24 protein-coding genes and 2 pseudogenes are annotated in these 25956 nt (G+C 62.0%); 11 read left to right on the top strand and 15 right to left on the bottom strand.

The window, feature by feature from the left end; genetic code table 11:
* Nucleotides 1-2351: autotransporter outer membrane beta-barrel domain-containing protein (locus VNX23_RS00595; protein WP_325626907.1), on the bottom strand; the 2351-nt coding region annotated here is incomplete at its 3' end.
* A 161-nt stretch (nucleotides 2352-2512) separates the two neighbouring features.
* Here VNX23_RS00595 and VNX23_RS00590 point away from each other — a divergent pair.
* Nucleotides 2513-2779: a hypothetical protein gene (locus VNX23_RS00590; RefSeq protein ID WP_325626905.1), complete on the top strand. Its 267-nt coding sequence runs from the start codon at nucleotides 2513-2515 to the stop codon at nucleotides 2777-2779.
* The gene (locus tag VNX23_RS00585; protein WP_325626903.1) at nucleotides 2776-4578 is read left to right on the top strand and encodes an adenine deaminase; all 1803 of its coding nucleotides are present in this window, start codon (nucleotides 2776-2778) and stop codon (nucleotides 4576-4578) included. The genes VNX23_RS00590 and VNX23_RS00585 overlap by 4 nt, the downstream gene beginning before the upstream one ends.
* A gap of 30 nt (nucleotides 4579-4608) precedes the next feature.
* Here the strand turns inward: VNX23_RS00585 and VNX23_RS00580 are convergent, their stop codons facing one another.
* Nucleotides 4609-5109: a DUF3291 domain-containing protein gene (locus tag VNX23_RS00580; RefSeq protein ID WP_325626901.1), complete on the bottom strand. Its 501-nt coding sequence runs from the start codon at nucleotides 5107-5109 to the stop codon at nucleotides 4609-4611.
* 63 nt (nucleotides 5110-5172) lie between these two features.
* On the opposite strand from VNX23_RS00580, the gene gcl reads away from it, so the two are divergent.
* Entirely contained in the window at nucleotides 5173-6969 is a 1797-nt protein-coding gene (gene gcl / locus VNX23_RS00575; RefSeq protein ID WP_325626899.1) for a glyoxylate carboligase, read from the top strand.
* A gap of 242 nt (nucleotides 6970-7211) precedes the next feature.
* Here the strand turns inward: gcl and VNX23_RS00570 are convergent, their stop codons facing one another.
* The gene (locus VNX23_RS00570) at nucleotides 7212-7820 is read right to left on the bottom strand and encodes a thiamine pyrophosphate-dependent enzyme (RefSeq protein ID WP_325626897.1); all 609 of its coding nucleotides are present in this window, start codon (nucleotides 7818-7820) and stop codon (nucleotides 7212-7214) included.
* Between the two features lie 8 nt (nucleotides 7821-7828).
* On the bottom strand, nucleotides 7829-8386 hold the full coding sequence (locus VNX23_RS00565) for a decarboxylase (protein WP_325626895.1): 558 nt from the start codon (nucleotides 8384-8386) through the stop codon (nucleotides 7829-7831).
* A 214-nt stretch (nucleotides 8387-8600) separates the two neighbouring features.
* Between VNX23_RS00565 and VNX23_RS00560 the strand changes: the two genes are divergently transcribed.
* The 4 genes from VNX23_RS00560 (at nucleotide 8601) to VNX23_RS00545 (ending at nucleotide 12779) form a co-directional block, all read left to right on the top strand.
* A complete protein-coding gene (locus tag VNX23_RS00560; protein WP_325626893.1) occupies nucleotides 8601-9596 on the top strand; it encodes a tripartite tricarboxylate transporter substrate binding protein in 996 nt (331 codons plus the stop codon).
* A 227-nt stretch (nucleotides 9597-9823) separates the two neighbouring features.
* Nucleotides 9824-10873, top strand: a complete 1050-nt coding sequence (locus VNX23_RS00555) for a hydroxyacid dehydrogenase (RefSeq protein WP_325626919.1) — start codon at nucleotides 9824-9826, stop codon at nucleotides 10871-10873.
* Between the two features lie 469 nt (nucleotides 10874-11342).
* Nucleotides 11343-11735, top strand: a complete 393-nt coding sequence (locus tag VNX23_RS00550) for a cytochrome C (protein ID WP_414642924.1) — start codon at nucleotides 11343-11345, stop codon at nucleotides 11733-11735.
* Nucleotides 11736-11738: 3 nt separating this feature from the next.
* Nucleotides 11739-12779, top strand: coding sequence for a hypothetical protein (locus tag VNX23_RS00545; protein WP_325626890.1), 1041 nt, complete (start codon nucleotides 11739-11741; stop codon nucleotides 12777-12779).
* A 139-nt stretch (nucleotides 12780-12918) separates the two neighbouring features.
* On the opposite strand, the gene VNX23_RS00540 is transcribed toward VNX23_RS00545, so the two are convergent.
* Nucleotides 12919-13962: a DUF2778 domain-containing protein gene (locus VNX23_RS00540; RefSeq protein WP_325626888.1), complete on the bottom strand. Its 1044-nt coding sequence runs from the start codon at nucleotides 13960-13962 to the stop codon at nucleotides 12919-12921.
* A 698-nt stretch (nucleotides 13963-14660) separates the two neighbouring features.
* Between VNX23_RS00540 and VNX23_RS00535 the strand changes: the two genes are divergently transcribed.
* Nucleotides 14661-14873, top strand: coding sequence for a hypothetical protein (locus VNX23_RS00535; protein ID WP_325626887.1), 213 nt, complete (start codon nucleotides 14661-14663; stop codon nucleotides 14871-14873).
* Nucleotides 14874-14883: 10 nt separating this feature from the next.
* Here VNX23_RS00535 and VNX23_RS00530 read toward each other — a convergent pair whose 3' ends face one another.
* The 9 genes and pseudogenes from VNX23_RS00530 to VNX23_RS00490 form a co-directional block, all read right to left on the bottom strand.
* Complete coding sequence (locus VNX23_RS00530; RefSeq protein ID WP_325626917.1) at nucleotides 14884-15519, bottom strand: GntR family transcriptional regulator; 636 nt, start codon at nucleotides 15517-15519, stop codon at nucleotides 14884-14886.
* 153 nt (nucleotides 15520-15672) lie between these two features.
* Entirely contained in the window at nucleotides 15673-16725 is a 1053-nt protein-coding gene (locus VNX23_RS00525) for a GlxA family transcriptional regulator (protein WP_325626915.1), read from the bottom strand.
* Between the two features lie 89 nt (nucleotides 16726-16814).
* Nucleotides 16815-17492 (bottom strand): energy-coupling factor ABC transporter permease, encoded by a 678-nt coding sequence (locus VNX23_RS00520; protein WP_325626886.1) that lies wholly within the window; start codon nucleotides 17490-17492, stop codon nucleotides 16815-16817.
* Nucleotides 17493-17512: 20 nt separating this feature from the next.
* On the bottom strand, nucleotides 17513-17890 hold the full coding sequence (locus tag VNX23_RS00515; protein WP_325626884.1) for a nitrile hydratase accessory protein: 378 nt from the start codon (nucleotides 17888-17890) through the stop codon (nucleotides 17513-17515).
* A 13-nt stretch (nucleotides 17891-17903) separates the two neighbouring features.
* Nucleotides 17904-18521 (bottom strand): nitrile hydratase subunit alpha, encoded by a 618-nt coding sequence (gene nthA / locus VNX23_RS00510; RefSeq protein WP_325626882.1) that lies wholly within the window; start codon nucleotides 18519-18521, stop codon nucleotides 17904-17906.
* Between the two features lie 24 nt (nucleotides 18522-18545).
* The gene (gene nthB / locus VNX23_RS00505) at nucleotides 18546-19286 is read right to left on the bottom strand and encodes a nitrile hydratase subunit beta (protein ID WP_325626880.1); all 741 of its coding nucleotides are present in this window, start codon (nucleotides 19284-19286) and stop codon (nucleotides 18546-18548) included.
* A 29-nt stretch (nucleotides 19287-19315) separates the two neighbouring features.
* Nucleotides 19316-19816 carry a DUF1097 domain-containing protein gene (locus tag VNX23_RS00500; protein WP_325626878.1) on the bottom strand — a complete coding sequence of 167 codons (501 nt, stop codon included), beginning with the start codon at nucleotides 19814-19816 and terminating at the stop codon, nucleotides 19316-19318.
* A gap of 31 nt (nucleotides 19817-19847) precedes the next feature.
* Entirely contained in the window at nucleotides 19848-20822 is a 975-nt protein-coding gene (locus VNX23_RS00495) for a GTP-binding protein (RefSeq protein WP_325626876.1), read from the bottom strand.
* A gap of 399 nt (nucleotides 20823-21221) precedes the next feature.
* Nucleotides 21222-21326, bottom strand: a pseudogene (locus VNX23_RS00490) (GntR family transcriptional regulator); the annotation flags it as partial.
* Nucleotides 21327-21440: 114 nt separating this feature from the next.
* On the opposite strand from VNX23_RS00490, the gene bioB reads away from it, so the two are divergent.
* From bioB to VNX23_RS30940, 3 genes and pseudogenes are all read left to right on the top strand, one after another.
* Complete coding sequence (gene bioB / locus VNX23_RS00485) at nucleotides 21441-22463, top strand: biotin synthase BioB (protein WP_325626875.1); 1023 nt, start codon at nucleotides 21441-21443, stop codon at nucleotides 22461-22463.
* Nucleotides 22464-22652: 189 nt separating this feature from the next.
* Nucleotides 22653-23408, top strand: a pseudogene (locus tag VNX23_RS30945) (cache domain-containing protein); the annotation flags it as partial.
* 256 nt (nucleotides 23409-23664) lie between these two features.
* Entirely contained in the window at nucleotides 23665-24288 is a 624-nt protein-coding gene (locus VNX23_RS30940) for a methyl-accepting chemotaxis protein (protein WP_414642925.1), read from the top strand.
* A gap of 665 nt (nucleotides 24289-24953) precedes the next feature.
* On the opposite strand, the gene VNX23_RS00475 is transcribed toward VNX23_RS30940, so the two are convergent.
* Complete coding sequence (locus VNX23_RS00475; protein ID WP_325626913.1) at nucleotides 24954-25814, bottom strand: hypothetical protein; 861 nt, start codon at nucleotides 25812-25814, stop codon at nucleotides 24954-24956.
* Nucleotides 25815-25956 lie beyond the last annotated feature (142 nt).

Here is a 25956-nt window from a genome sequence, read left to right as displayed (position 1 = left end):
GCAAAGCCGACAAGCGTATTGGGCGAGAGCAGATAGTCGGCTCCAACCGCGGTGCCGGCGATGCTGCTCGTCGTGTTGTTGGAGCCGAGCGCCACGTTGCCGTCGGTGGATTGCGAACCGCCGAAGCCGGAAGCCCACACGCTCCAGCGCGGCTCGTAAGTTTTCGTGGAGGGGGCAGCCTTTGTGAACATCGCAAACGCGTCGGTACTCTTGCCGCTTGCCGCATAGGCGCTCAAGCGGCCATCTTCCTCGGCATATCCCAGCGCCGCCGACGAACCGGTGAGGCTGCCGCCACGGCCCATGAACGGATCGGTCATCACGCCCATGAACTGGCTCATGGCGTTGAACGTCGTCTGCTGTGAACCGGTCGCGGTCTCGCCGGAAACTTGCGTCAGCGCGTTTGTGAGCGAAGCGCCTGAAAGCGAGAACAGATTGAAAAAGCCTTGCGGCAGGGCGCCCCCATTGAAGGCATTATTGACGGCGTTTGCGATATTTTGCTGGTTGCCGTTCAACCCGCCGCCCGAGCCCAGACTTGCGTTCAGCGTCAGGAAAACGTCGGTCGAGGTCTCGCTCAGGCTTGCCGTAAATCCCGGGGTGAGGCTTTGAACGCCAGCGAATGTCGTGCCGCCGAGGAAACCCAGGTTCGAATGCAGGATGTCATAGCTCTTCATGCCCTGGGCGCCGCCCGTGACCGCGACCTGCACCGTCCCTCCAAGCTCCGTAGCCATCGTGACCCTGGTCTGGCTGGCGCTGGCACCCACCTGCACCAGATAAAATGCGTTCGGCTGAAAACTGAGATCGCCGACAATCGTCAGTGTGCCGGTTGGGTTCGCCGCATTGCCGGGCGCCAGTGTGCCGCCAGTGCCGATTCCAGCCCCGGAGCCGAACGTGCCGGTGCCCGACAGCGTGGCGCCAGGACCCGCGAACGCCGGACTTACGATCGAACCATCCACCTCCAGCGTGCCGCCGAGCACGAAGGTTGGGCCCGTATAGGTGTTGTTGCCCGTGAGCGCGAGCGTGCCGGTACCAACCTTGATGATCGGGACGTTACCTATGGCAGCAACGCCGGTGATCACGCCGGAGAAGGTGGTCGAGAGATTGTTGCCGCCGACGGTTACCTGATTGTTCCCAAGATTGACGGTTCCTCCGCCCTCGATCGAGCCGGCGCTGATATTGCCGTCGCCATTGGGTCCGGTGCTGGCGGAAAAATTGAATGTCGCGTGAGGATCACTGTTAATCAGGCGCGCATTGCCGCCGGTGCTGTTGTCGCCAAAATTGACAGAGCCGCTATTGGTGATCGTGGCGCTGCCGGCGGTGCTGGTGCCGGAAAACTGCATAAGGCCGCCAGCCTTGTTGATGATGTTGGCGCTCGCAGCCGTGCTGTTGTTGAATGAAAGACCGCCGCCGTTGTTGTTGGTGATGGTGGCGCTACCGGCATTGGTACCGGTGTCGAATATGACGGTGCTGCCGGCGTTATTCGTGATGATGGCGTTGCCGGCGGTGCTGGCGCCTGATTCGAAGTGGGTGATGCCGCCGTTATTGTTCGTAATATTGGCGTTGCCCGCCGTGCTATTGCTAAGAAATAGAGTGCTTCCGCCAGCGTTGTTGGTGATGATGGTGTTGCCGGCGGTGCTGGTGCCTGATGTGAACTCGGTGATGCCGCCGTTATTGTTCGTAATATTGGCGTTGCCCGCCGTGCTTTTGCTAATAAATAGAGTGAAGCCCCCGGTGTTGGTGATGGTGGCTCTGCCGGCCGTGGTGCTGGCGGAGAAGGTGGTGGCGCCGCCGTTGATGTTCGTGATGGTCGCGTTGGCGGCGGTAGCGGTGTCGGGACCTCCGGGCGAGGAGCCGAACCGGGTGATGCCATTGTTATTCGTGATGGTGGCGCTGCCCGCGGTGCTGGTATCGCCGAACTCGGTGATGCCGTTGCTGTTATTTGTAAAGGTGGCGTTGCCGGCGGAGCTTCCCAAATTGAAGGTGATGATGGCTTGTTGCGAGGCGCCGCCGCCGTTATTTGTGAAGCTGGCGCTGCCCCCGTTAACGACGATTCCAACGCTATTGAAAACCAGGGTGTTTCGGTTGGTACCGCCGCTGAGCGTGAAGGAATAGTTCGACGCCCCGGCATTGAAGGTAAATCCGTCGAGGATGCTGTCGGTCGCCGAAAAACTGATGTTGGTGCCGGTTGACGCGCCGAAGGTGGCGGTGCCGGTCTGTGTCACGCTCCCGGGCGCCGTGGCCGGATTCCAGTTCGCGTTCGCATTGAAATCGAGCGTGCCGCCGACCGGACCCGCGACGGTCGGAGTGGTGAGCCAGGTCGCACTTTGCGCGAAAACCGGCGACCCTAGGGCCAAGGCTCCGATCAAGCCTGCGATAGCCGCCGCCACCAGCGACGCGGCGGGCCTTACATGCTTGCTTGCCCGGCCACTTGCCGCAACGCCCCTATTCTCAGCTAGAGCCAAAACTTGGCCCTTCCGGATCGCCCCCTGGCGATGGCCGGATTCGCTGAACTTTTATGGCCGAATATCCGCCAGCGCGCCACGATATGATCATCAACATGATTTACGGCGCTTTTGAAAAATGCCTGCTGTTGCGCGTCGGCTACGATCACGCCCAAGCGGGCTTCGACCTCGCAGGCGGGTCAAGCCCGGCAACGACGGATTCGTGCAAACTTCTCGCCCAACGGCTGAGCAGACTTGCCGCCTTATTTGAGCTTGCTTGCGCTCATCCGGAGCGCGACGATCGCACCAAAAGTTCCAGCCTTCGCGAGAAAGTCCCATGACCAGACTGACCCGTTTTGCGGTTGCACCGCTCCACACCATGACCCGCCGCCTCGCCGACGTTGCATCGGGCCGCCTCTCGCCCGATCTTGTCGTCACCGGCGCGCGGGTGCTCTCGACCTATTCCGAGCGCATCCTCAAAGGGAGAGAGGTCTGGATCACGGGCGGCCGCATCGCGGCGGTGAAGGGCGCGGGCGCCGCGCGCAAGATTTTTGGCGACGTTGCGCTCTATGATGCGGCTGGCGGCATCGTCGCGCCGGGGCTCGTCGATCCCCACATCCACATCGAATCCTCGATGGTGACGGCCTGCGCCTATGCCGAGGCCGCGCTGCTCAACGGCACCACTACGATCTTTTGTGATAGCCACGAGATCGGCAACGTCATGGATGTCGCCGGCGTCGAGGCGATGCTTGAAGATGCGCGCGAGGCGCCGCTCTCGATCTTTCTGACCGTGCCCTCGACGGTTCCTGCGACCTCCGCCGCGCTCGAAACCGCGGGCGGCGACCTGACGCCGGACAAGATTGCGGGGCTTTTCGACCGCTGGCCGGAGGCGGTAGCGCTCGGCGAAAAAATGGATTTCGTGCCCGTCACCATGGGCGATGAGCGCAGCCACGCCATTCTTGCCGCTGCACTCAAGCGCGGCCACCCGGTGTCGGGTCATGTCTATGGCCGTGAGTTCGTCGCGGCCTATGCCGCCAGCGGCGTCACCGACACCCATGAGGCGATCGACCGCGATATCGCCGACGACCTGCTCGATGCCGGCGTCTGGGTGTTTTTGCGTGGCGGACCGCCGACCACGCCCTGGCACAGCCTGCCGCAAGCGATCCGCACCATCACCGAGCTCGGCGCCTCGCACAAACGCACGGCCGTGTGCACCGATGATCGCGACGCCGACGATCTCTTCCTGTTCGGTCTCGACTGGGTGGTACGCGAGGCGGTGAAAGCCGGGTTGTCACCGGAGCAGGCGTGGTCGATGGGATCGCTTCACGGAGCGACGCGCTTTGGCATGGAGAACGACATCGGCGGGCTGGGAGGCGGTCGCCGTGCCGACCTTGTCCTGATGGACGACAATCTGAAGCCGCAATGCACCTGGTATGGCGGCGAACTCGTGGTCGAGCACGGCAAGATCACGCCGCGGCTGGATGCCGCGCTGTCGCAGCGCTATCAATATCCGAAGGCCGCCTACAACACGGTGAAGCTGCCGGCAGAGCTCAAGCTGACGCCTGCGATGCCGGCAAAGGCCTGCACCGTCAATGCGATCAGGACCGCGCTTCCCGGCATCACCTTGATCCACGAGAAAATCACAATCGAGCCCGCCAGGGATTGGCCGACCCTGTTTGAGCGCCATGGCCTCTGCTTCGTGACCGTCGTCGAACGTCACGGCAAGTCGAACGGCAATGTCGCCTATGGGCTGCTCAGCAATTTCGGATTAAGCCGCGGCGCGGTCGCCTCAAGTGTGGGACACGACAGCCACAACATCGTCATCGCCGGAACCAACGAGGCCGACATGCAGGTCGCGCTCGCCGCGATCAAGGAGAGACAGGGCGGCGTTTGCGTCGTCGCGGCAGGCAAGGTGAGGGCCCTGGTGCCGCTGCCGATCGCAGGCCTGCTCTCGAACAAGAGGATCACAGAAGTCGCCGAGGAAGTCAGGCAGCTCAAAAAAGAATGGGCCGAGGCCGGCTGCACCATCCCCTATATGGGCTTCAATCTGATCCCGCTCTCGGTGATCCCGGAAATCCGCATCACCGACAAGGGTCTGGTGCTGGTGCCGCAGATGGAGCTCGCGCCGCTGTTCGAGTAGGACGCAACGTGGCTATATGAGCCCTGATTTCTACGCCACCTGTGCTGGGGGCGCACAACGCGCCGTCTTCCAAAGTTGTGCGGATGCAGTGTGCCAATCAAACGCGTGATTGCCTGGACCATGTTGCTTCAGATGCTCGATGCGCGCGACAGCTTCCTCGACGCTCGGCCGGTGACCGGCCGGCACCCACCACAACACAACTGACGGCCCGTCGAAATGCTCAAACCAATCGGCACGGCGACCATAGAAACGCTTGTAGATGGTCTGCCAGACAAAGCGCTCAAGCGCGTCGACGCTCTCCCAAACTGAAAAATTGACGATGATTCGCCCCTCGGCATAAGTTCGCGTGTTGGTGGCGTTGCCGCTGGCGTCTAAACAAGATATCGCAGCGTAACAAGCCAGAACGCGACCAGAGGTGGCAAGGATTACGGGGGAGTGATTACAAGTCCTTTCACCCAAATTTCGATCTAAGCGGTTGAGAGCGCCGCGCTTTTTTGCAGCCCTGCCACATCGTGGGAAAGCTGACAGCATTCGATTGAGATCGCGCACACAGTTGAGCGAAGCTCGCACATCGGCAGGCCAAGGAGGCGCGACATGGCGAAAATGCGGGCGATCGATGCGGCGGTCAGGATTCTGGAAAAGGAAGGTATCGTTTGCGCGTTCGGCGTGCCGGGCGCTGCGATCAATCCGCTTTATTCGGCGCTGAACAAGCGCGGATCGATCGCCCACATTCTCGCCCGTCACGTCGAGGGCGCGTCCCACATGGCCGAGGGCTACACCCGTGCGAAGGCCGGCAATATCGGCGTCTGCATCGGCACCTCGGGTCCGGCCGGAACCGACATGATCACGGGTCTCTATTCGGCGATTGCGGATTCGATTCCGATCCTTTGCATCACCGGGCAGGCGCCGCGCGCACGCCTGTACAAGGAGGATTTTCAGGCCGTAGACATCGAGTCGATCGCAAGGCCGGTGACCAAGTGGGCGGTGACCGTGCGCGAGCCTGCGCTGGTGCCACGTGTCTTCAGCCAGGCCTTCCACATCATGCGATCGGGCCGTCCGGGTCCGGTGCTGATCGACCTGCCGCTCGACGTTCAGCTTGCGGAAATCGAATTCGATCCCGACACCTACGAGCCGCTGGCCCTCTACAAGCCTGCCGCCACGCGCAAGCAGATCGAGAAGGCTCTCGAGATGCTGAATGCGTCGGATCGTCCGCTGATCGTGGCGGGCGGCGGCATCATCAATGCCGATGCCTGCGATCTGCTGGTGCAGTTTGCCGAGACCGTCAACGTCCCTGTTGTGCCCACGTTGATGGGATGGGGCGCCATCCCCGACGATCACGAGCTGATGGCGGGAATGGTGGGTCTGCAGACCAGCCATCGCTACGGCAATGCCACCATGCTGCAATCCGATTTCGTGCTCGGAATAGGCAATCGCTGGGCCAACCGGCACACCGGTTCGATCGAGACCTACACCAGGGGACGCACCTTCGTGCATGTCGATATCGAGCCGACCCAGATCGGGCGGGTCTTCAATCCCGATCTCGGCATCGTGTCCGACGCCAAGGCAGCGCTCGAACTGTTCGTCGCGGTTGCCGGTGAGTGGCGCAAAGCCGGCAGGCTCAAGCAGCGTCAGTCGTGGCTTGCCGCGTGCAGGGATCGCAAGGCCACGATGCTGCGCAAGAGCAGTTTCGACAACGTGCCGATCAAGCCGCAGCGCGTCTACGAGGAGATGAGCAAGGCGTTCGGGCGGGATACCTGCTACGTCAGCGTCATCGGACTGTCGCAGATCGCCGGCGCCCAATTCCTCAACGTCTATCGGCCGCGCAACTGGATCAATGCCGGACAGGCCGGCCCCCTGGGCTGGACGCTGCCGGCGGCGCTCGGCGTGCGGGCCGCCGACCCCGAGCGCGAAATCGTGGCGCTCTCGGGCGACTACGACTTTCAGTTCCTGATCGAGGAGCTGGCGGTCGGCGCCCAGTTCAAATTGCCCTACATCCATGTCGTCGTGAACAACTCGTACCTCGGACTGATCCGCCAGGCGCAGCGCGGTTTCGACATGGATTATCAGGTGCAATTGTCGTTCGAGAACATCAACGCGCCCGAAATCGGGGTCTATGGCGTCGACCATGTTGCGGTCGCCACGGGGCTCGGCTGCAAGGCGATCCGGGTCACCGACCCCAGGCATGCGCAGGCCGCGTTTGCGAGCGCGCGCGAGCTCATGAAAAAACATCGCGTGCCGGTCGTGGTGGAATTCATCCTCGAACGCGTGACCAACATCGCGATGGGCACCGAGATCGACAACTTCGTCGAATTCGAAGAGATTCTCGATCTGCCGCTTGACGGCGCATCTGACGTTGCCGAGGAAAAGCAAGAAGAGCTGGAGCCGGCCTAAAGCCGAATGAAGCTTGGTTGAATCGCTTCGACTAATTCAGTTCACCTCTCCCCGCTGGGGAGAGGTCGATTTGCGCAGCAAATCGGGTGAAGGGCCATGCTTTTACGAACGAGCGCACCCCCTCATGCCAACCCTCTCCCCTTGGGAGAGGGAGCACGCCTTCGTCGCGGTGACGGTTCAACCCAATCTCATCATGCTTTAGGTCCTCGCGAAACAGGACCAGGCCGAGCGTATGCAGGGCATCACAACGGCTCGCGTACGCCGAGCCCGAGCATGAAGCGCTCCCGGATCTGCACGGGATCGCGGCGGGTCGTCGCGGTCCCCGGCCTGTCATCGATGCGAACGCCGATCAGCATCGGCCCGGACGCGGAGAGGGATTGATCGATCAGCCGCTCGAAATCCTCTTCGTCGGCAGCCCACGCGCTGTTGACTAATCCCGAACTGACGGCGATCGCAACGAGATCGGCAACCCGCGCCGCCGGCGTCGGTTGGGCGCCGGTGATCTGGTAAATGCCATTGTCCATCACCACCATGGTGAGATTCTCAGGCTTGAGCGTCGCAATGGTCGACAGACAACCTAATTGCATCAACAGCGAACCGTCGCCTTCAAGCGCGAAAACACGCCGGTTCGGCTGCGCCAGCGCAACGCCAAGCGCGATCGGGAAGGCGAGGCCCATGCTGCCCAGCATGTAGAAGTTTTGCGGGCGATGGCCGGCCGCCCAGAGATCGAAATTGGTGTTGCCGATCCCGCCGATCACGGCCTCTTCGTTCTTCAGCCTGGCGATCAGCCGTGAGGTGACATCGAAACGGTTCATCACCTTGGTGTTGCGGGCAGGGTGGTTTTCTTTCATGCGCTCGCTCACTTGTCGAAGACCTTGCCGCCGGTCAACAGCGGCGAAAGGATCAGCGCCACCGGCGCCTGTGTGGTGACCGCCTGCTTGATCGATCGGTCGGCGATGAACTCGAATTCGTCGAGCCTGGTCACGGTATGGTGCTCCATGGCAAGCGAGTCGAGCACCGGGCGCATGGTGCGGCAGACCAGCGACTGCCCGTAGTTGAACTCGCCAAGCGTGCCGCGCTCGGACACGAACATGATCAGCGGAATCTGATAGGGGATCGCGAGCGAGGCCAGCACATTGGCGAGTGTCGCAAAGCCGGACGTCTGCATCAGCACCGCGCCGCGCATGCCGCCCATCCACGCGCCGGAAATGATGCCGACTGCTTCTTCCTCGCGCGCAGCCGGAAAAGCGGTGAAGAACGGATCGGCGTGAATTTCCCGGATCAATCGCGTCAGCACGCGATCGGGAACGTAAGTCACGAGCCTGACGTCGTTGCGCTTGAGCGTTTGCAGCACGATTTCGTGCCAGGGCCTCTCACCCGAAACGATCGGCGACGCTTGTCCATCGGTTGCCGCCATTCAATCCTCCTTCAGCTCGCCAGCACCTTACGCAACATGATCGCGACCGCCGGAAAACTTGACGCGATCGGTGGGATTGTCAACATGTGCCGATCGTGGCTAGTGGTCCGGTTCTAACATTCGCATCCCTCCTCGGCAGGCGCGATCTGCGCATGCGAGCTATCTGGCGGCGGGCGCGAGCCGTAAGACGAAACGATCATATCGGGAGGACGCCTTGAGACTGAGGTTCTTGCGCCGCAGCTTGCTGGGCCGGCGGCTTCCTGCAATCGCCGCGACGGTGGCGATGTTCGCGAGCGGCGCGGTCTCGGCGCAGGCACCGTTTCCCGCCCGGCCCGTGCATGTTTTCGTGCCGTATTCGCCCGGCGGCGGGGTCGACATCCTGGCACGCACGCTGGGCGATGCGGTCTCGCGGAAATGGGGCCAATCGGTCGTGGTCGAGAACCGGCCGGGGGCGGGCGGTGTCGTTGCCTCGCAGGCGCTGGCGGCGTCGGCTCCCGACGGCTATACCCTGATCGTGGTGGCAAGCGGTCACGCCACCAATCCGCTTCTGTATGCAAAAATTCCCTACGACACCTTCAAGGCTTTCACGCCGATTTCGCTGCTCGCCTCATCGCCCAACATTCTTCCGGTCCGCGCCGATTCTCCGTTTCGGACGCTCGGCGACGTGATCGCGCAGGCGCGCGCCAAACCCGGAAGCCTGTCCTTCGGTCATGCCGGCAATGGTACATCGACGCATCTGGCAGGAGAGCTTCTCAAGAGCCTCGCCAGAATCGACATCGAGGCCATTTCGTACAAGGGTGGCGCGCCTGCGATCAACGATCTCCTCGGCGGACAAATCCAGATGTCGTTCAACAACGCCCCTGAAGCGCTGGGACAACTGGAAGCCGGTACGCTGCGCGCGCTTGCGGTCACGACCGCCTCGCGGAGCCCGTTCCTTCCCGATGTGCCTGCGATGGCCGAAACCGTGCCCGGCTACGATACGGAGGTCTGGTGGGGATTGTTGGGGCCTGCCGGCATGTCTTCCGAGCTCGCTGCAAAACTTTCCCGCGATTTCGTAACGGCGTTGAACACCGCGGAAGTCAATGAGCGGCTGGCCAAGCTCGGCGCCTCGCCGATCGGTAGCTCGCCGGAAGCATTCGACGCGAGAATCCATGCCGAGTACGAAAAATGGGCCCCGATCATCAAGGCCGCCGGCATCAAGGCCGAATGATTTCGACGCGCGCCGCATTCTAGTGCTCCGATTCCGAAGCTCGCAAATATTCGCGGCGACCTCTGATGCGAACCTTGGAGTCAAAAGAGCACCAGCAAGCTACGGTTTTTGAATTTGAAGTTCCTATAATGAGATTGCAGCAACCCTGATGGGAACTTCAAATTTACCGCACTCGTGACAGATCCCGCCAACCTCCACGGTTTTGAAGAACTGAAAGTACCTCGATGATGTCCGTCAACAACAAGCGTGTGTTCTACGTCAGATATCTCGCCAACGAGATCTATGCCGACATCTTGCGGGCGCGGCCCGATGTTCGGCTCGACCGGCTCGAGAACGAAAGTCCCGATGAAGTTTCTGCGCCGATCGTGGCCGCAGCGCATGCCTACCAGGTTGGAGCTGCGCGCGATGAACTGGCGAGGCATTTCCACGTCGATCAGGACTTGCTCAAACGCGCACCGAACCTGCTGATCGTTTCCAGTAACGGCGCCGGCTACGATCCTGTCGACGTCGAGGCCTGCACGGCCGCCGGCGTGGCCGTGGTGAACCAGTCCGGCGGCAACGCCCATTCGGTCGCCGAACACGCACTCGCGATGCTGATCACGCTCTCCAAGCGCATCATCCAGGCCGACCGCGCGATCAGGCGTGAGGCGAATGTCAACCGCAACGCGCTGATTGGAACGGAAGTGCAGGGCAAGACGATCGGCATTGTGGGTTTGGGCAATGTCGGCCGCCGCACCGCCGCGCTTTGCAAGGGCCTGCTTTCCATGAACGTGATCGCCTACGATCCCTACCTCTCGGCGACCGAGATGGCCGAGCGCGGCGGCGAGAAGGTCACGCTGGAGGAGTTGCTGCGCCGCTCGGATTACGTCTCGATTTCCTGCCCGCTGACGAAGGAAAGCCGCGGCATGATCGGTGCGCGGGAATTCGCGCTGATGCAGCCGCATGCCTATTTCATCACCACCGCGCGTGGCTTCATCCACGACGAAGCGGCGCTGGAGCAGGCCTTGCGCAACAAGAGCATCGCGGGCGCGGGCCTTGACGTGTGGGCCAAGGAGCCGCCGCCGCCCGATCACCCGCTGCTGCAGTTCGACAATGTGCTGGCAAGCCCGCATACGGCGGGCGTGACCCGGGAAGCGCGGGAGAACATGGCAAGGATTGCGGCGGAGCAACTGCTGGATGCGCTCGACGGCAGGCGGCCGCCGCGCCTTGTTAATCCGCAAGTCTGGCCGGCTTACGTCCGGCGCTTCGAGCGCACCTTTGGATTCAAGCCGGGCTAGGACGTCAGTTGAATGCTCGCTTTTCGTTTCAGCGGCGAGCTTTGCGTGATGTCGGTCGAAGAAGATTTTCTTCGTCGCCACCGTCATGGCAACAATGAATCAGCTGCCATGTACGGCATAGACGCTCGCCGCATTGCTATTTTCGCCGTGGGCTCGACACGGGCGCGGTGGACGCCCATACCCCGGTTCCAGGTTCGACCTTGACCGGATGCCTTAGCCGAGGCGGCAGGAATCATCGACATGCGCCACCTGAATTCATTGCTGCGTTCCAGGCGATCCCGGATCGGACGCCGTCTGGCCCAGATCGTCGCCATTGCGGCCGCGAGCCTGCCGGCCGCCGGCGCGTAGGCCATTTCCGGATCGAAATCGCGTCGCCGCGTTTTTGACGTTCTTCGAAACTACCAGCCTTTGCGAACGTCGGCATGTGCCCGACGTGTCGAGAGTGGCTTCGGCGAAGGACGATTGCGGCGTGCAAACATCATCAAACCTCATCCCCCAACCCAGGCCGTTGCGCTGGCTTGTGGTCACAGGCGCCCTTTGTCTTTTCATCGGAAGTGCGGCACACGCCCAGAATCTCGATCAGGGCAAGTCGGGTCCGCGTTTGTTTGCCGATAGCTGCGCCACGTGTCATCGCAGCGCCCGCGGCCTTGCCAAGGGACGCTTCCGTTTCACGCTGTTTATGTATCTGAAAGACCACTACGCGACGAGCTCGGGTACGGCCTGGGAGCTCGCTTCCTATCTGGAGTCCGCAGATATTCCCCAGCGAGGCCGGGCGCGTTCGGCCGCGGCGGTTCGGCCGTCCCCCGCAAGCCCGACGGCAGGACCCGCGATTCGTCCGCCGCTGCCGGTGCCATTGCAGTAGCACGTGGAAGCCTATGCGCGCGGCCGTGCGGTTCGGCGCATGGCGCAGGACGGCCAGCAAACCCGCGCGGAATTGAGCCGCAATGTCAGCCAAGTTCCGGGCTACTTTCGCCCCCTACTGATTCGGCGAGTGGGCGTCGAGGATATTGCCGAGGATATTGCCATGGCATTTTTCAAGCGAGAGATTAGTCCCGTCGAGCGGTTCGAGACTGTGCTCAGGGAGAAGCGGGCGGCGCGCCAGAAGCTGGCCGATCGGTTAAGCCTCGCCGAAACGGTGGTTCGCGAAAAACGTACGGCGGCCGAACGCCTGGCGGTGACGGGCGCCGACGATGTCAAGCTCGGCCGGGCGGAGGCGAACCTGCGCGCCATGGAGGAACGCGCCAAGGCGCTGCGCGCCGAACTGGCGGAGTTCGACGAGCAGATCGCTTCGACCGAGCGCGCCTTGTCGGATGCGAGGGCGCAACGCGACCGCGATATGACGGCGGACCAGATCGAGGCGATGGCTGCGGCGATCGAGCGGGCCGCGCCGGGATTTGGTGCCGGTGCCACGGCCCTCGTGCACGCCGTTACCCAAAGCATCGCGTCAATTCCGGAAGCGAACAGGTTCTCGGCCAGTGTGGAGGCGGTGCGGCGGGAAGTTCTCTCCGCCGCAGATCTGATCTGCTGGGAGCTCAGATCGGCTGCCGTGCGAACGCGCGCGGGCAACGCGAACGTCACGCTCGGTGCGGCAGCCGAGCCGCAGCCACCGCCGCCGGCGGAGATCGATCGGCAACTGATCTACACTCTCAATCGCGTGCTGTGGCGCGAGGACGGCGTGGTGCGAAGAGCACCGGCGTTCGCGCTGGTCGAGCTGCCAAAATGCCTGTTGCCGCTCGCGCTGCGGCACCAGCATGTCGATTATCTGAATGCGCGGCGCGTGCAGACGCTGATTCACGTCCACGGCAGCGAAGGCGCCAACAGCGAGCCGAGCCCCGACGATCCGCAACTCGTCGATCTCGATGCACTGGCGGCGCAGAACGAGAGTGTCGAGGCAGTCGTTGCATGATGGCGCCAGAGCGCGACTGCTTCAGGTCGCTGCTTTGGATCATTGCTTGAGCATATTCTTGCCGTGCAACGCGCTTGCGTTTAGCACCAGGGAAAACTTCCCGATTTTCGCTAAAGCGGGTCGGCCCTTGGGGTCCAGATCATGAGCGCTGCATGGCCATTGCCGTGGTGCTCAGGCTGCGCAAGCTTGGCACGACGACGAGGCGATTGACCTCTCCGTCGTTGAAGGCCTTGAGGAAGCGATCATAGTTCCTGATCGAGACGCAGCCGTTTGAATCGCCGTTGGGGCCGAGCATGAACGGATGCACCAATAGCCCCGAGCGTCCCGATATATCGCTGCCCTCGACCGGGGTCATGCGCAGCGCATCGACACCGTGAAACGGCTTTTCGCGCGGCTTCAAGTCATAGACGGCCGGCGGCGTCGCGCCGGCCATATGCACGGAGACATGTTCCGGATCGTCCCTCAGATTGCCCATTCCCGAGTGCGCCTCGAGGCTCAATCCGCTCGGCAAATAAACGGCGTGCGCCGAGATGTCGTAAACGGCCGTGAGATTGTCGAAGCCTAGCGCGGCGAGGTCCGGCCCCTGGCGGAACAACCCGCCGTTTGGCGCGAGCGAAGCCAGTGTGATCCGCCCCGCCGGCAGCAGGTCGGAAAGTTTTTGCAGCAGCGTGCGGTCGTCGGGCCGGATAGTATTGCTGACCTGAGCCAAGGCTGAACCTGGCCGTGATTCGAGGTCGGCCGTAGCGGGACGGGACCTCGGCAGCGGGATCAGCGCTGTCCGCGATGGTTTGGCCTCGTCAACCCTGGCCTCGTCGCTCTTGGCCTCATCAATCTTGGGCTCTTCGCTGCTGCGCTCTTCAAAGACGGCGCGCCAGTCCTCTGATACCAGGCGCCGGGCAAGCAGGCTCCTGGCCGTGCGGAGCTTCGTCTCCAAGATGGTGAGGGCAGAATGATCCCACGCCAAGGCGGATTTAGCCGCTGGCGGTACCGAAAAGTAGCGGTCCTCGAAGGAGATAGGGTCGGCCGCTCCCGGCAGGGCTGCCAGGGCGAACGCCGTCTGATCCGGACTGGAAATCCAGGCCGCAGCGCCCAGCGACAGGATGACCGAGCCAAACACAATCGCGATGGTCTCGGACCACCGACGCGGCGACAGCCCGGCAGCATGAGCTGCGTCGAAAGCCATCAACCCCCCGCTTCCAACCCCACGACGACCAATCCCCCATGGATTCGTCCAAGCCATTGGAAGCTAAAACTGAGGCATAATCGAGACCAAAATTGCCGCCTCTGTGCGGGCGGGCCCGGCTTCCGGCCAAGCGGCCGGGCGCGCACTTTCGCAGCAAGTGCGCCGCCCGACCACTCACCGCGCTGGAAAGAATGGCCTACGACCCGCGCCCGCAAGGAAACAAGGCTTCGTGATGCCGCTGTGGCGGCGGCGGACTTTTCCACGCAATCCAACGGTTCGCCGCGGCTTTGGTGACAGGGCCCGATCCCGCGGGCTGCGGCTTTGGGGACATCTGCTTCGGCGCGGCGTATCATGGTAGGGCATCGCCTGTACGCCCCGCCGGGAGGAAACATACGCAAGTCCGCGATAAGGCCTTTGACGCTGAGGGCGGCCCGGCAACAGGTCTTCCAGTCAGGTGGGCTGCGTTCGGGTTATCGAGGACGGGAAGTGGCCTCCGCCATTCGATGGCGATTCCAATCGAAAGGTTTCGGGTATGGATTAGTGACCCATCTTCTCGGCGTTCGGTTGGATGCGATGGTTTGCTGTGACGCATTGACCCAGCTGGCGCGATCGCGGCCATCGCGCAGGTTTTGATATCGGTCAAAACCGGTTTGATGATATGAAACCACATGAGACCATCGCAGCCAGCAGGAGGTCCCATGTCGCGGTTTGTCGTGCTCTTCATGAAGGATGTGCTTGGCGGCAACGGCCGGGAGGCCGAAGTTTGTCAGAGTACGATTGAAATCGACGCCGCAAGCGAAGGTGATGCCAGGGAGCTCGCCAAGAAAAAGTTCTGCGAGACGCAGTCGCTGTGCGACTGGTCGCTCCACGCTGATCGGATCCGGATCAGGCCGGCTGATTTTCCGTCCTGAGGGACCCAAGTCAGGCGGCAGGCACAGCAAGTCGTTCGATAGTCTGGATGTGGCGGGCGAGCAGGCTGCAGGCTTGATCGATATTGCGCGCGCGTAATGCCTGAAGGATCAGGCGGTGGTCCGGGTTGGACCGCGGCCGCCAGCCCGCACTGCGCGCCATCGCGAATACGAGCCGGGAATTGGCAAGCTGCAATCCGTCGAGACTGGCAAGCAGCCGCGGCATGCCGCAGGACGCCACCAGCGCGCCGTGAAAAGCGCGGTTGGCGGTCTCGAATTCGGAAAGCGTCTCCGCATTGTCGGCTTCGATCAACGCCAGTTCGATTCTGGCAAATTGGGTCGGCGTCAACCTCGGCGCGGCATTGCGCAATGCGACCACCTCAAGCGCTGCGCGCATCTCGGCGATTTCTCGCACCGAATTGGCATCGAGCGGCGCAACCCGCACGCCACGGCGCGGTACGCTGACCACGAGATACTGGGCCTCGAGCTGTCGAAATGCCTCCCGAACCGGGACGTGGCTCGACTTGAACTCCCGCGCGAGGTGGTCCTGTCGCAACGGCGCATCGGGCGGTAGCGCACCGCTGATAATTCGCTCTCCGATCGAGGAGGCGATCCGCGCCGCAGTCGTGACGTTTCCGTCCGTGTCCATCATAGATTATCTATCAAAAATTCGGATGCGCTCCGTGAGGCCGTTTGGGTAGTGTAGCCCTCACCGCGCAACTTATGGATAATGGGGAAGATTATCTATAAAAAATTGGAAGATTCATATGGTCGATGCGATGGGATGCGCGTCGCGGTGACACTATGGGGCCTTGTTCAAAGCCGTGTGCCGCGAAACGCTCGCGCTCGCTTGAAGTGGTGACGGATTCTGGTACGCCGATCCGATCGTCAGTCGCCGAACTGGGCTTGGGTGCTGAAACCGCTTTCGATATTCATTCGGCGAAACGCCGATGCTCTTGGCGAAAGTCCGGCGCATCGTGTTCACATCGCCGAACCCGCAGGTGCTGGCGATTCGCTGCAGCGGTTGAGACGTATCCTCCAGGAGCCGGCGGGCGGCGTCCACGCGCGCGGCGGCGATGAAATCGGCCGGAGTCATGGCGAGTTCACGGCGGAAGACGCGCGCGAAGTTGCGCGGGCTCATCCCGATCTCGCGCGCGATGTGCTCGATTGACAGGGAAGCGGCCAGGTTCGCGAGAACATAGGCCTGCGCTTTCTGAACCATCGTGATGTCCGACATCTGCCCGACGAGGTGTGCGCTGAACTGCGACTGTCCACCCGGCCGCCGGAGGAAAACTACCATATAGCGCGCGACGATCATCGCGATGTCGCGCCCGTGATCCTCCTCCACGAGAGCAAGAGCGAGATCGATCCCGGCTGTGACGCCGGCAGCGGTTATCAACGCGCCGTCGCGGACATAGATCGCGTCGGCGTCCAGATCGATAAGCGGAAAATTCGTGCTGAACTTCTGCGCGCACTCCCAATGGGTGGTCACGCGCTTGCCGTCGAGCAGCCCGGCCGCGGCAAGGAGGAAGACCCCGGTGCAGATGGAGCCGTAGCGCCGCGCTGTGGGCGCCCGGCGTCGCAACCAGTCGATGATGGCGGGATCGATGTCCTGAAACGAAGGATCCCCTGCAACAAGAAGTGTATCGATCGGCTCGTCCGGATCGAAGATGGTTCGATCGGCAACGAATTTCAGCTGGCCCGTTCCGCCGATCGATGCGGCGCCGCTGGATATGATCTGGATGTCATACGCGTCCATCTTCCCCAGACGCCGGGCGGCCTCCCAGAAGACTTCCGCCGGGCCGACGATGTCGAGAGATTGAACGCCCGGCGGAGCAAGTATCGCTATGCGCATGACGTCCTCTCCCAACCTCTCCTCGTCGGCGCTGCTCAGACACACCCTCGAACGTTTCGACGGCAATGCATGCGATTGCGAAAGGGCTATCAGGTCGCTTGATAGAGCCGCGTCTCGACGAGGCCACTGTCGTTCAGGGCGCGGAACGACTTCGCCGCAAACAGGACTGCAAGGTCGATCAACGGCTCGACGAAAATCACAAGCGCGTAGGCACCGCCGAACAGGACAATAGATCCCGCATTCGCGGCCGTGAAGCCCTGGCCATAGAAGGCCCAGAACGCCACCCATGAGATGATGCCGGCCTGATACGCGGTCGAAAGGGCAACGGCCTGCCGATATTTCAGCTCCACATAGGGCGTGTCCGGCGCGATGATGTGGCGGGCGATCGCTTCCAATGCGAACAAAGGCACCAGCAGGGTCGTGACATTCATGCCATACTGAGGCAGGTCGAACGGAGCGAAGAACAGCCCCTGGATCATCAGGCCCAGGGCGAGGCCGATGCCGGCCGGCGCGGCTCCGAAGACCAGAAACAGCGTGGAGCCGAAGATCAGGTGCACTTCGGACACGCCGACCGGATAGTGCGGCAGCACTTCGAAGAAGGACAGAACCAGTCCAGTCACGACCGCGCTGCGGGTGAGGGTGGAGTCGAGGCCGCGCTGGCGCGCCGCCTGATAGGCGCTTTTGAGTGTGTAGCCACAGGCGCCCGCGGCCGTCACATAGCTGAGCCAGATCTTGTTGTCGGCCACAAGGCCGGGTTCGATATGCATGGATCACCTCCGAAATAGGATCATGTGGTTGCAGGAGATTGCGCTGGCGGCTCTGATCGTCCGTCCGGTCTGATGCTCGAGATGACGTCCGCGAGGTCTCGAAGATTGATGATGCCGGTCTTCGTCACGGCCTTCTCCAGCGCGGCGAGCCAGCACTCGTAGTAATTCCATGATGACCGATCGACAGGATGGGCGTCCTCCCAGGCCTTGATCTCGGAAATCAACTCGTCCCGGAAGTCGTCCCATTCGAAATGGCCTTGTCTGGCAAGAGCGAGGGCGACCCCAAAGGCCGTCCGTTCCCAGTCATGGCCGAAACACAGCGAGCCGTTTGCGCGCGGCGGCGTGTCGGGAGCGCCCATCATTTCAGTGATGGCAAAGTGTTCGAACCGCGTCAGCATCGGACACCATGCCTCACGCCGCCTTGGCGATGGCGACGCCCATCATCGACTCCGGCGTCACCAGCGCTTCGAGTTGTGCTTCCGAGAGACCCTCGGTGCCGGCTGGACGTTCAGGGACCACGAACCATCGGATCTGTGCGCTCGAATCCCACACCTTCACCTCGATCGATTGCGGGATGTCGAGGCCGAACTCCTTCAACACCGCACGCGGCTCGCGCGCGGCCCGGCTGCGGAAGGTCGGGTCCTTGTACCAGTAGGGCGGCAGGCCGAGCACCGGCCAGGGATAGCAGGAGCACAGGGTGCAGATGATCAGGTTGTGCACGCCCGGTTCGTTGGCGGCGGCGCGCATGTGCTCGCCTTCGGCGCCCGCCATGCCCGCCGGAAGCGCGAGTTCGGCGATCGCCTTCGGCGTGTCGGCGACCAGGCGCGCCTTGAAGGTGGGGTCGAGCCAGGCCCTCGCGACGATCTTGGCGCCGTTGAACGGGCCCATCTTGGTCTGGAAGAATTCGAGGACGGTATCGACGGTCTTGTCGGTGATGATGCCTTTTTTGATCAGAAGGGCCTCGAGGGCGCGGACGCGCGCGGCGCTGTAGGCCTCGCGGTCGTTGCGGTATTCGAAACGGTCGTCCATGGATCATGCTCCCCGCTTTAAAAGTTAGGCCGCCTTCGCGGCGGCGCTCGCCGGCGCTTCGACATAGTGGGCATAGAGGTCGGCATAGATCGAGAAGTTAGGCTCGGCATTGTCCGGCCAGAGCTCGGCCGGGTCGAACCGGACGCAGTAGACCGGCATGGCCGCGCCGATGCCGTCGCTGCCGGTGTCGCACAGATAGGTGTAGGCGCCGTCATAGACGGTCTCGACCGTGCCGGTCTTGTTGCGCAGGAAGCCGGGCAGGCGGGTGTGCTCCACCGTCGGGATGTTTTTCACCACGACGGTGTCGCCGACGGCGAAGCGGTAGGCGACGGGAACGTCGCGCTTCGGACTGTCGCCCTCGACGAGATACTGCACGACCCGGTCGTCGATCGCGGCCTCACCGCCGGCGGGCAGCGGCTTGCCCGGATCCTTGTAGTAGTCCTCGGTCAGCCTATCGAGCTCGTCGGCGCTGATGTAGCCTTTGTCAATGAAGTACCCCGAGATGCCGCCGAGCCACTTTTCGTAGTAGCGGTATTTGAAGTAGTCGAAAGGATTGAGCGACTCCGCGCCCTTGCGTAGGTCTGCCCAGGTCCAGACCGTGTGGAAGGTGGAGGATGTCCGCGGCAGCGGGAGCTGGGAGGACAATGCCATCATCGCGGCGTGGATGCCGAAGATGCGCGTCTCCCACGATTCCACGAAGACGCGGGTTTCGGTACTGACCGGGCCCAGACCCTCAAGCCCGCCGAGATAGTGCTGCAGTTTCATCGAAGGAATCCTTCCAGTTTGCAGATCGATTACGCGGCCGCCGACTGTCTGGCCGACAACAATTGGGTGCCGAATTCGGACATGAGGCCAAACAGCCCACCGAGGAGCATCGCGGCCATGGCGACGAGCGTCGGGTGGTTGATGCCGGCTGTCGTGACGGTCGTATTCGTCGCTGCCGTGGTGCCGACAAGAGACGCAAAGCCGAACACGATGGCCGGCGGGAAATTCAGCAGCGGCAGCGCCGAAACGAAGATCATGGCGGAGGTGCCAAGGCCGACCAGCAGGGCCGCGAACGCGGGCTGTGCCGGGCCATACTGGATGATCAGCAGGGTGAGCGAGGCGATGACAATGCCTGTCCAGTTCGAGACGAGCGACTTGAGCAGGCCCTTCTGACCACCGCCGCAGGCAAAGAACGAGGCCCAGGCGATGAATGTCACCCATACCGGGATCGGAATGATTGTTGCGGTGATATAGGTATCGATGGCGCCCAGGACACCCAGGGAGATCATGGCGGCGACGATGGATGGCATGTCAGTTCCCCAACGTTGTTTGCACGGTGATTCAGGAGACGAGCGCAGATTCCTCCAGCAGGCATGATGCAAAGCCTGTCCGGAGAGCGCGCTCGTCGAGGTTTCGGCCGATGAATACGATCTCGTTCAGCCGCGGCTCCGACGGTTTCCATGGCTTCCCCGGACGGCCCTCGAGCGTCATGTGGACGCCGTGGAAGACGTATCGGCGGGCCTCGTCGCGGAAGTTCAGCACGCCTTTTGTCCGGAACAGGTCCTTGCCCGTCGCCTGCACAAGCCGATTGAGCCAAGTGTTGAACGCGACCGGATCGAGTTCGCCCGGCTGACGGATGGCAACACAACCGATGCTCTGGTCGTGCTCGTGTTCATGATCGGCAAGAATGTCGGGATCGATCGACAGGATGTTGGCGAGATCGAACGCGCCGATGTCTAGCACCTTGCCGCGGTCGACAGCGCATGAGCGAGCCCGGACGATCGCGGCCAGAGGGTTCAGCTCGCGCAGACGGCTCTCCGTTTGTCGCAGCGCACCCTCTGATTCAAGGTCGACCTTGTTGAGCAGGAGCACGTCCGCGAAGCTGATCTGTTCCCGCGCCTCGTTCATGTCGAGTTGTCCGGACACATGCCTGGCATCGACGACCGTGATGATGGCATCGAGCGCGAGACGGTTCGACAGGATCTCGTCGAGCATGAACGACTGGATCACCGGGGCGGGATCGGCGAGGCCCGACGTCTCGACGAGGATGCGGTCGATTTGGCGAGTGGAGTTGAGCAGGCGATGAATCGCGGTGATGAGATCGCTTCTGACAGTGCAGCAGACGCACCCATTGTTGAGCTCGACGATCTCGTCGTTGGTTTCGAGAACGAGCTTGCCGTCGATTCCGACTTCTCCATACTCGTTCACGATCACGGCAACGCGTTCCGCGTCCGACTGCGAGAGAAGATGATTGAGGAGCGTCGTCTTCCCCGCGCCGAGGAAGCCGGTCAGGATCGTCGCCTTGAGCTTTCGCATTCTTCCTCCGACCAGGCAAGCGTGCTCGGCCCAGCCCTTTCAGGCCGGCGATCGACGCCAACGTTGGTTTATGTGCTGTTCAGCCGTGCCGTGTGCGGTGGCCGATATGGCTAGATTAAATTTGAACGAGTTCAGACCTGCAATGGAGCGGGCGTTACAGATCCTGCCAAACACGTATCAAAAACGGACAACATCTTCGACCGTTATTGAGTCGCCCAATAATTGTACGATAAGATGAAAATTTAGTCTGAGTCAGCCCAAGTATTGGTCGTTCGTATTGCGCGTGATTGAATGCTGACGGACCCGGACGGCCAGTCTGATCTGTTTGACAAACCGGTTCGCAACGCGACTGACGCACATCGCAGAAAATTCCGGATGACCGTTCCCGTTTCGCCGGCCCTGTCGCAACGGCGCATCGGGCGGTAGCGCACCGCTGATAATTCGCTCTCCGATGGCGGAGGCGATCCGCACCGCAGCCGTGACGTTTCCGTCCGTGTCCCTCATAGATTATCTATCACAAAATCGGGTGCGCGCCTTCATGTCCTCGGATAGCATGGCCATGAAGGTACAACTCATAGATAATCAAACAGATTATCTATGAAAAGTCGGAGATTTCATATGGACGATGTGGCCAAGGTGAAGACCAACCAGGACATCGGGCTGCTGCGGCACGACTGGGACCGTGAGGAAGCCGAGGCTCTCTATGAACTCCCTTTCGCGGATTTGATGTTTCGGGCGCAGAGCATTCACCGCGCCAACTTAGATGCGAACCATGTTGAGACGGCGAGCCTGCTCAGCATCAAGACCGGCGGCTGTCCCGAGGATTGCGGCTATTGCTCGCAGAGCGCGCATTACGACACCGGGGTGAAGGCGACGAGGCTGATGGCGCAGGCGGACGTGGTCGACACCGCGCAGCGCGCGAAGGATGCCGGCGCGAGCCGTTTCTGCATGGCCGCGGCCTGGCGCAACCCCAAAGACCGCGACCTCGATGTGGTCTGCGGCATGGTGCGCGCGGTCAAGGAACTCGGCATGGAAACCTGCGCGACGCTCGGCATGCTGACCGCGGCACAGGCGGCGCGGCTGCGCGAGGCCGGGCTCGACTTCTACAATCATAATGTCGATACCTCGCCCGAGTTCTACGACAAGATCATCACCACGCGCACGTTGGCCGACCGTATCGATACGCTGGCGCATGTGCGCCAGGCCGGCATCAAGGTCTGCTGCGGCGGGATCATCGGCATGGGAGAACAGGTCGAGGACCGGCTCGGCATGCTGGTGTTGCTCGCCAACATGCAAGAGCATCCGGAAAGCGTGCCGATCAATCTGTGGAACGAGGTGAGGGGCGTGCCCGTCAACGATACGGCGGAGCGTCCCGATCCCATCGCGTTGGTGCGGCTGGTCGCGCTCGCCCGCATCATGATGCCGAAGAGCGTGGTGCGGCTCTCGGCCGGCCGGCAATACATGACCGACGAGCTGCAGGCGCTTTGCTTTCTGGCCGGCGCGAATTCGATCTTCATCGGCGACGTGCTGCTGACCACGAAGAACCCGCAAACCGCGCGCGACGCAGATTTGCTGGATCGGCTCGGCATCAGATCCCGCCTCGGCGAAAGCCGCAAGTCGCCCGCGCCGCAACTTCCCTGATGCAGGGTTGAAAGCGGACCAAGCTGTGGACGCGCTGCTCGCATAAGTTGCAGATGGCCGCTGACCTCCACCGCTTTCGCGGATCGACCTATGGTTGCGCATTAGGGGCTATTTCATCAATTGGAACTAGCCTGATTCTCGGGCCGCCCCGTCCGTCCTCGCAACGTCTTCTCAGGAACAAGGCACGCTATGCTCGGCAATCTACGGATATCCTACAAGCTGTTGATGATGATCGGCGTTTCGATTTTTGGCATCGCCGCCGTGGCCGCGGTCGGTCTGTCGGAGCTGTGGAGCAATCTGCTGGAGGACCGCAAGGCCAAGCTTCAGGATGTCGTTCTGCTGACGCGACAGGCGCTCGACCTCAACTATCTGGCTTCCCGCCAGGCAGGACTTTCCGAAGTGGAGGCTTTGGAACGCGGCAAAGCACTGCTGCGCAAACTCCGCTTCGGCAAGGACGATTACTTCTATGCGTTTAACCCGCAAGGGTTGGTCGTGGCTCACCCCAACCCAAATGTAGACGGCAAGAATTTATACGATGCGCCGGACTCCGATGGCGTGTTTTTTGCGCGCAAGCAGATTGAAGCCGGCACCAGCGGCGGAGGCTTTGTCTACTATCGTTTTCCCCGCGCGACAGGCGGAGAGCCAATTCCCAAATTGTCCTATGCCGCTGAATTCAAGACTTACGGCTGGGTAATCGGCGGCGGGGTTTATCTCGACGACATCTCCACGATCTTTTGGGCGCAAGTGCGCCAGATGGGGATGATGGCGGGACTGGCGCTGGTGCTGGTCGGCGGCTTGTTCTGGCTCTTGTGCCGCAGCATCGCCAATCCGATCAACGCAATGACGGCGGCGATGCGCAGGATCGCCGAGGGCGACATGTCAACTTCTATCGCGGCACTCGGGCGCGGCGATGAAGTCGGCGCCATGGCGCAATCGGTAAAGATATTCAAGGACAACATGATCGAGACGACGCGGCTTCGTGGCGAGCAGGACGTGCTCAAGGCGCAAGCCGACGCCGACCGAAAACTGCTTCTGAGCAGAATGGCCGACGAGTTCGAACGCGGCGTCCGCTCGTCCCTCGACACATTGGCCGGCGCTGCGTCGGATATGCAGGCAACCTCGAAGAGCATGTCCGGCACCGCCGGCGAGGCGAGCCATCAGGCGAGCGGCGTGGCCGCGGTTGCCGAGCAGGCGTCGACCAATGTGCAGACGGTCGCTGCCGCCACCGAAGAATTGTCGTCCTCGGTTTCGGAAATCGCACGCCAAGTCACCCAATCCACGGAGATCGCAGGCCAGGCAGTCGCCGAGGCCAACCGCACCAACCGTCGTCAAGCTCATCAGCGACATCGCAAGCCAAACCAATCTGCTGGCGCTCAACGCCACGATCGAGGCTGCACGCGCCGGCGAGGCCGGCAGGGGCTTTGCGGTGGTCGCCAACGAGGTGAAATCGCTGGCGAACCAGACCGCGAAGGCGACCGACGAGATTTCGGCGCAGGTCGGGGCGATGCAGGGCGCGACCGCGGAAGCGGTGCAGGCCATCGAAGGCATCACCCGCACGATCGGGGCCATCAACGAAACCGCGGCGGCGATTTCGGGGGCCATCGAACAGCAGGGGTCGGCGACGGCAGAGATCGCCCGCAACGTGCAGGAAGCCGCGCAAGGAACCGGCCGGGTGTCGAGCAATATCGCTTCCGTCAACCAGGCGGCCGTCAAGACCGGATCGGCGGCGGCCCAGGTGGTGTCGTCGGCCGAACAACTGAGCGGCCAGGCCGCAAACTTGCGCACCGACGTCGATCGCTTCCTCGCCAATATTCGTGCGGCGTGACGAAAAACGGCTGATCGCTGCAGCTGCCTACTGCGGCCCGCTCGGCAACACGATCTATGTGATGCCGCCTTACTGCGTCAGGGAAGATGATCGCGACGAGCGGCGATCGAGGAAGCGCCATATGCGCTGCCCGCAAGAAAGCTCACGCATCCGCAAAATGGAAAACCTTAGCGGGTCTTCCTGAATTGAAGCACTATTTCAGAGCGCATACGAGAGTCTAGACTTTGTCGCCCATTGGTAGGAGGTGGCATGTACCGTCTATTCGGCGGTAGCGCACGACGGACCGATTTCTCGAAACGCAATCCGAGGCTTTCGGCAAGCAGACGCAGTAACTTGGAATTTCGAACCTATATGCCGCGCACCACATTCTCACCAACGACGTATATGGCACGTCCGCCCGGCGCCAATACACGCGAGACCTCTTTCAAAGCCGCTCGCATATCAACGATATAGGCAGATACGAGCGCACGCTGCCTCGCCGTTGGCGTCCTGTTGATCCTGCTGCAAACCAAGATCAATCCTGCATTGCTGATACTGGGCGCAGCTGTGGTCGGGGTGCTTTCGTTTGACTAAGAGAATGCGCACGCAGACAGTAAATTGCGGTGAGCCGTTTCTCCATTATTCTTGGTAGAAAGGCCTCAACAATTCCTCGGGGAGGGCTCCTGCTACTCTTCCCCAGGCGGGGCCGCCGCTGCCCTCAAGCCGCCCGTCCGCCCCATAACCTCAACCTTCTTGGTTGACCTCGCCGGCTCTGGATTTGTCTCAGTCGCAACCGCACTGCTTACAAGGCGATCCTGCACCGGTTTGGGCGTCAGCTCGACCACCGCCGCATTGGGGCTGCCCGACTGAGCAATCATGTCGGCGGTGACGAGATTGGTCAGTCGCAATTCTTCCCGAGACAGTTCATGCAGATCTTCCCACGGCGGTACGTTCAGCGACAGCGACAATAGATCGCCTGCGCCGCCCATGTCGAAGGTGTATTTGGCGAGACGCCCGATATCGCGCTCCACTATCATCAGATCATCTGCGCTGTAGGTTGCGGCCCGCGGTTGGTCGGTGCGGTCGCCCATCCAGATCTGGTGCACACGGACATGCGCCTGCTCCGGCACGTAGCGCGACTTGCCCGACAGCAGCAGAAAGACGCACATGGATTCGCAGTAAGCCTCCGGCGAGACCTTGGCGCGCTCGCCGCGTTGGGTGAGCACGCTTGCTCCGACAGTCGTCAGCATCCCGAGCTCGCGGAACCGCCGTCCGAGCGCGATCGAGTCGTTGACCGAACCGCCGCTGGAGTCCAGCACGATGGTTGCACCGCCGAGCTGGCGGCCGCGCGCAAATTCATCGAAATCCCTTGGACTATCGTTGGTCACTATGCCGACCGCGCTGACCCAGCCGTGGCAATTCGGCTCGCACCCGACCCAGCTGAACTTCATCGGCAATTTGCGTTCTTCAAGGGCAGCGCCGGCATGTGCCGAAGCGTTCAACATGGCCGCCAACACCATGCAAAGGGCGGCGCCCTTGAGCAGCATCCAACCCCGGATTTCCGCCCGACGCGCGCGAGCAGAGGCGAGATCGGAGCTTCCGGTGCACGGCGAGGATCCGGCCCGCGAGATTGTCGCAAGATAGATCGAGAACAACACGGCAAACAGGAACACCCCTATCACCACCATG

It is taken from the genome of Bradyrhizobium sp., from assembly GCF_035570375.1.
Taxonomy (GTDB): Bacteria; Pseudomonadota; Alphaproteobacteria; order Rhizobiales; family Xanthobacteraceae; genus Bradyrhizobium.
This window is presented reverse-complemented; position numbering and strand designations above follow the sequence as displayed.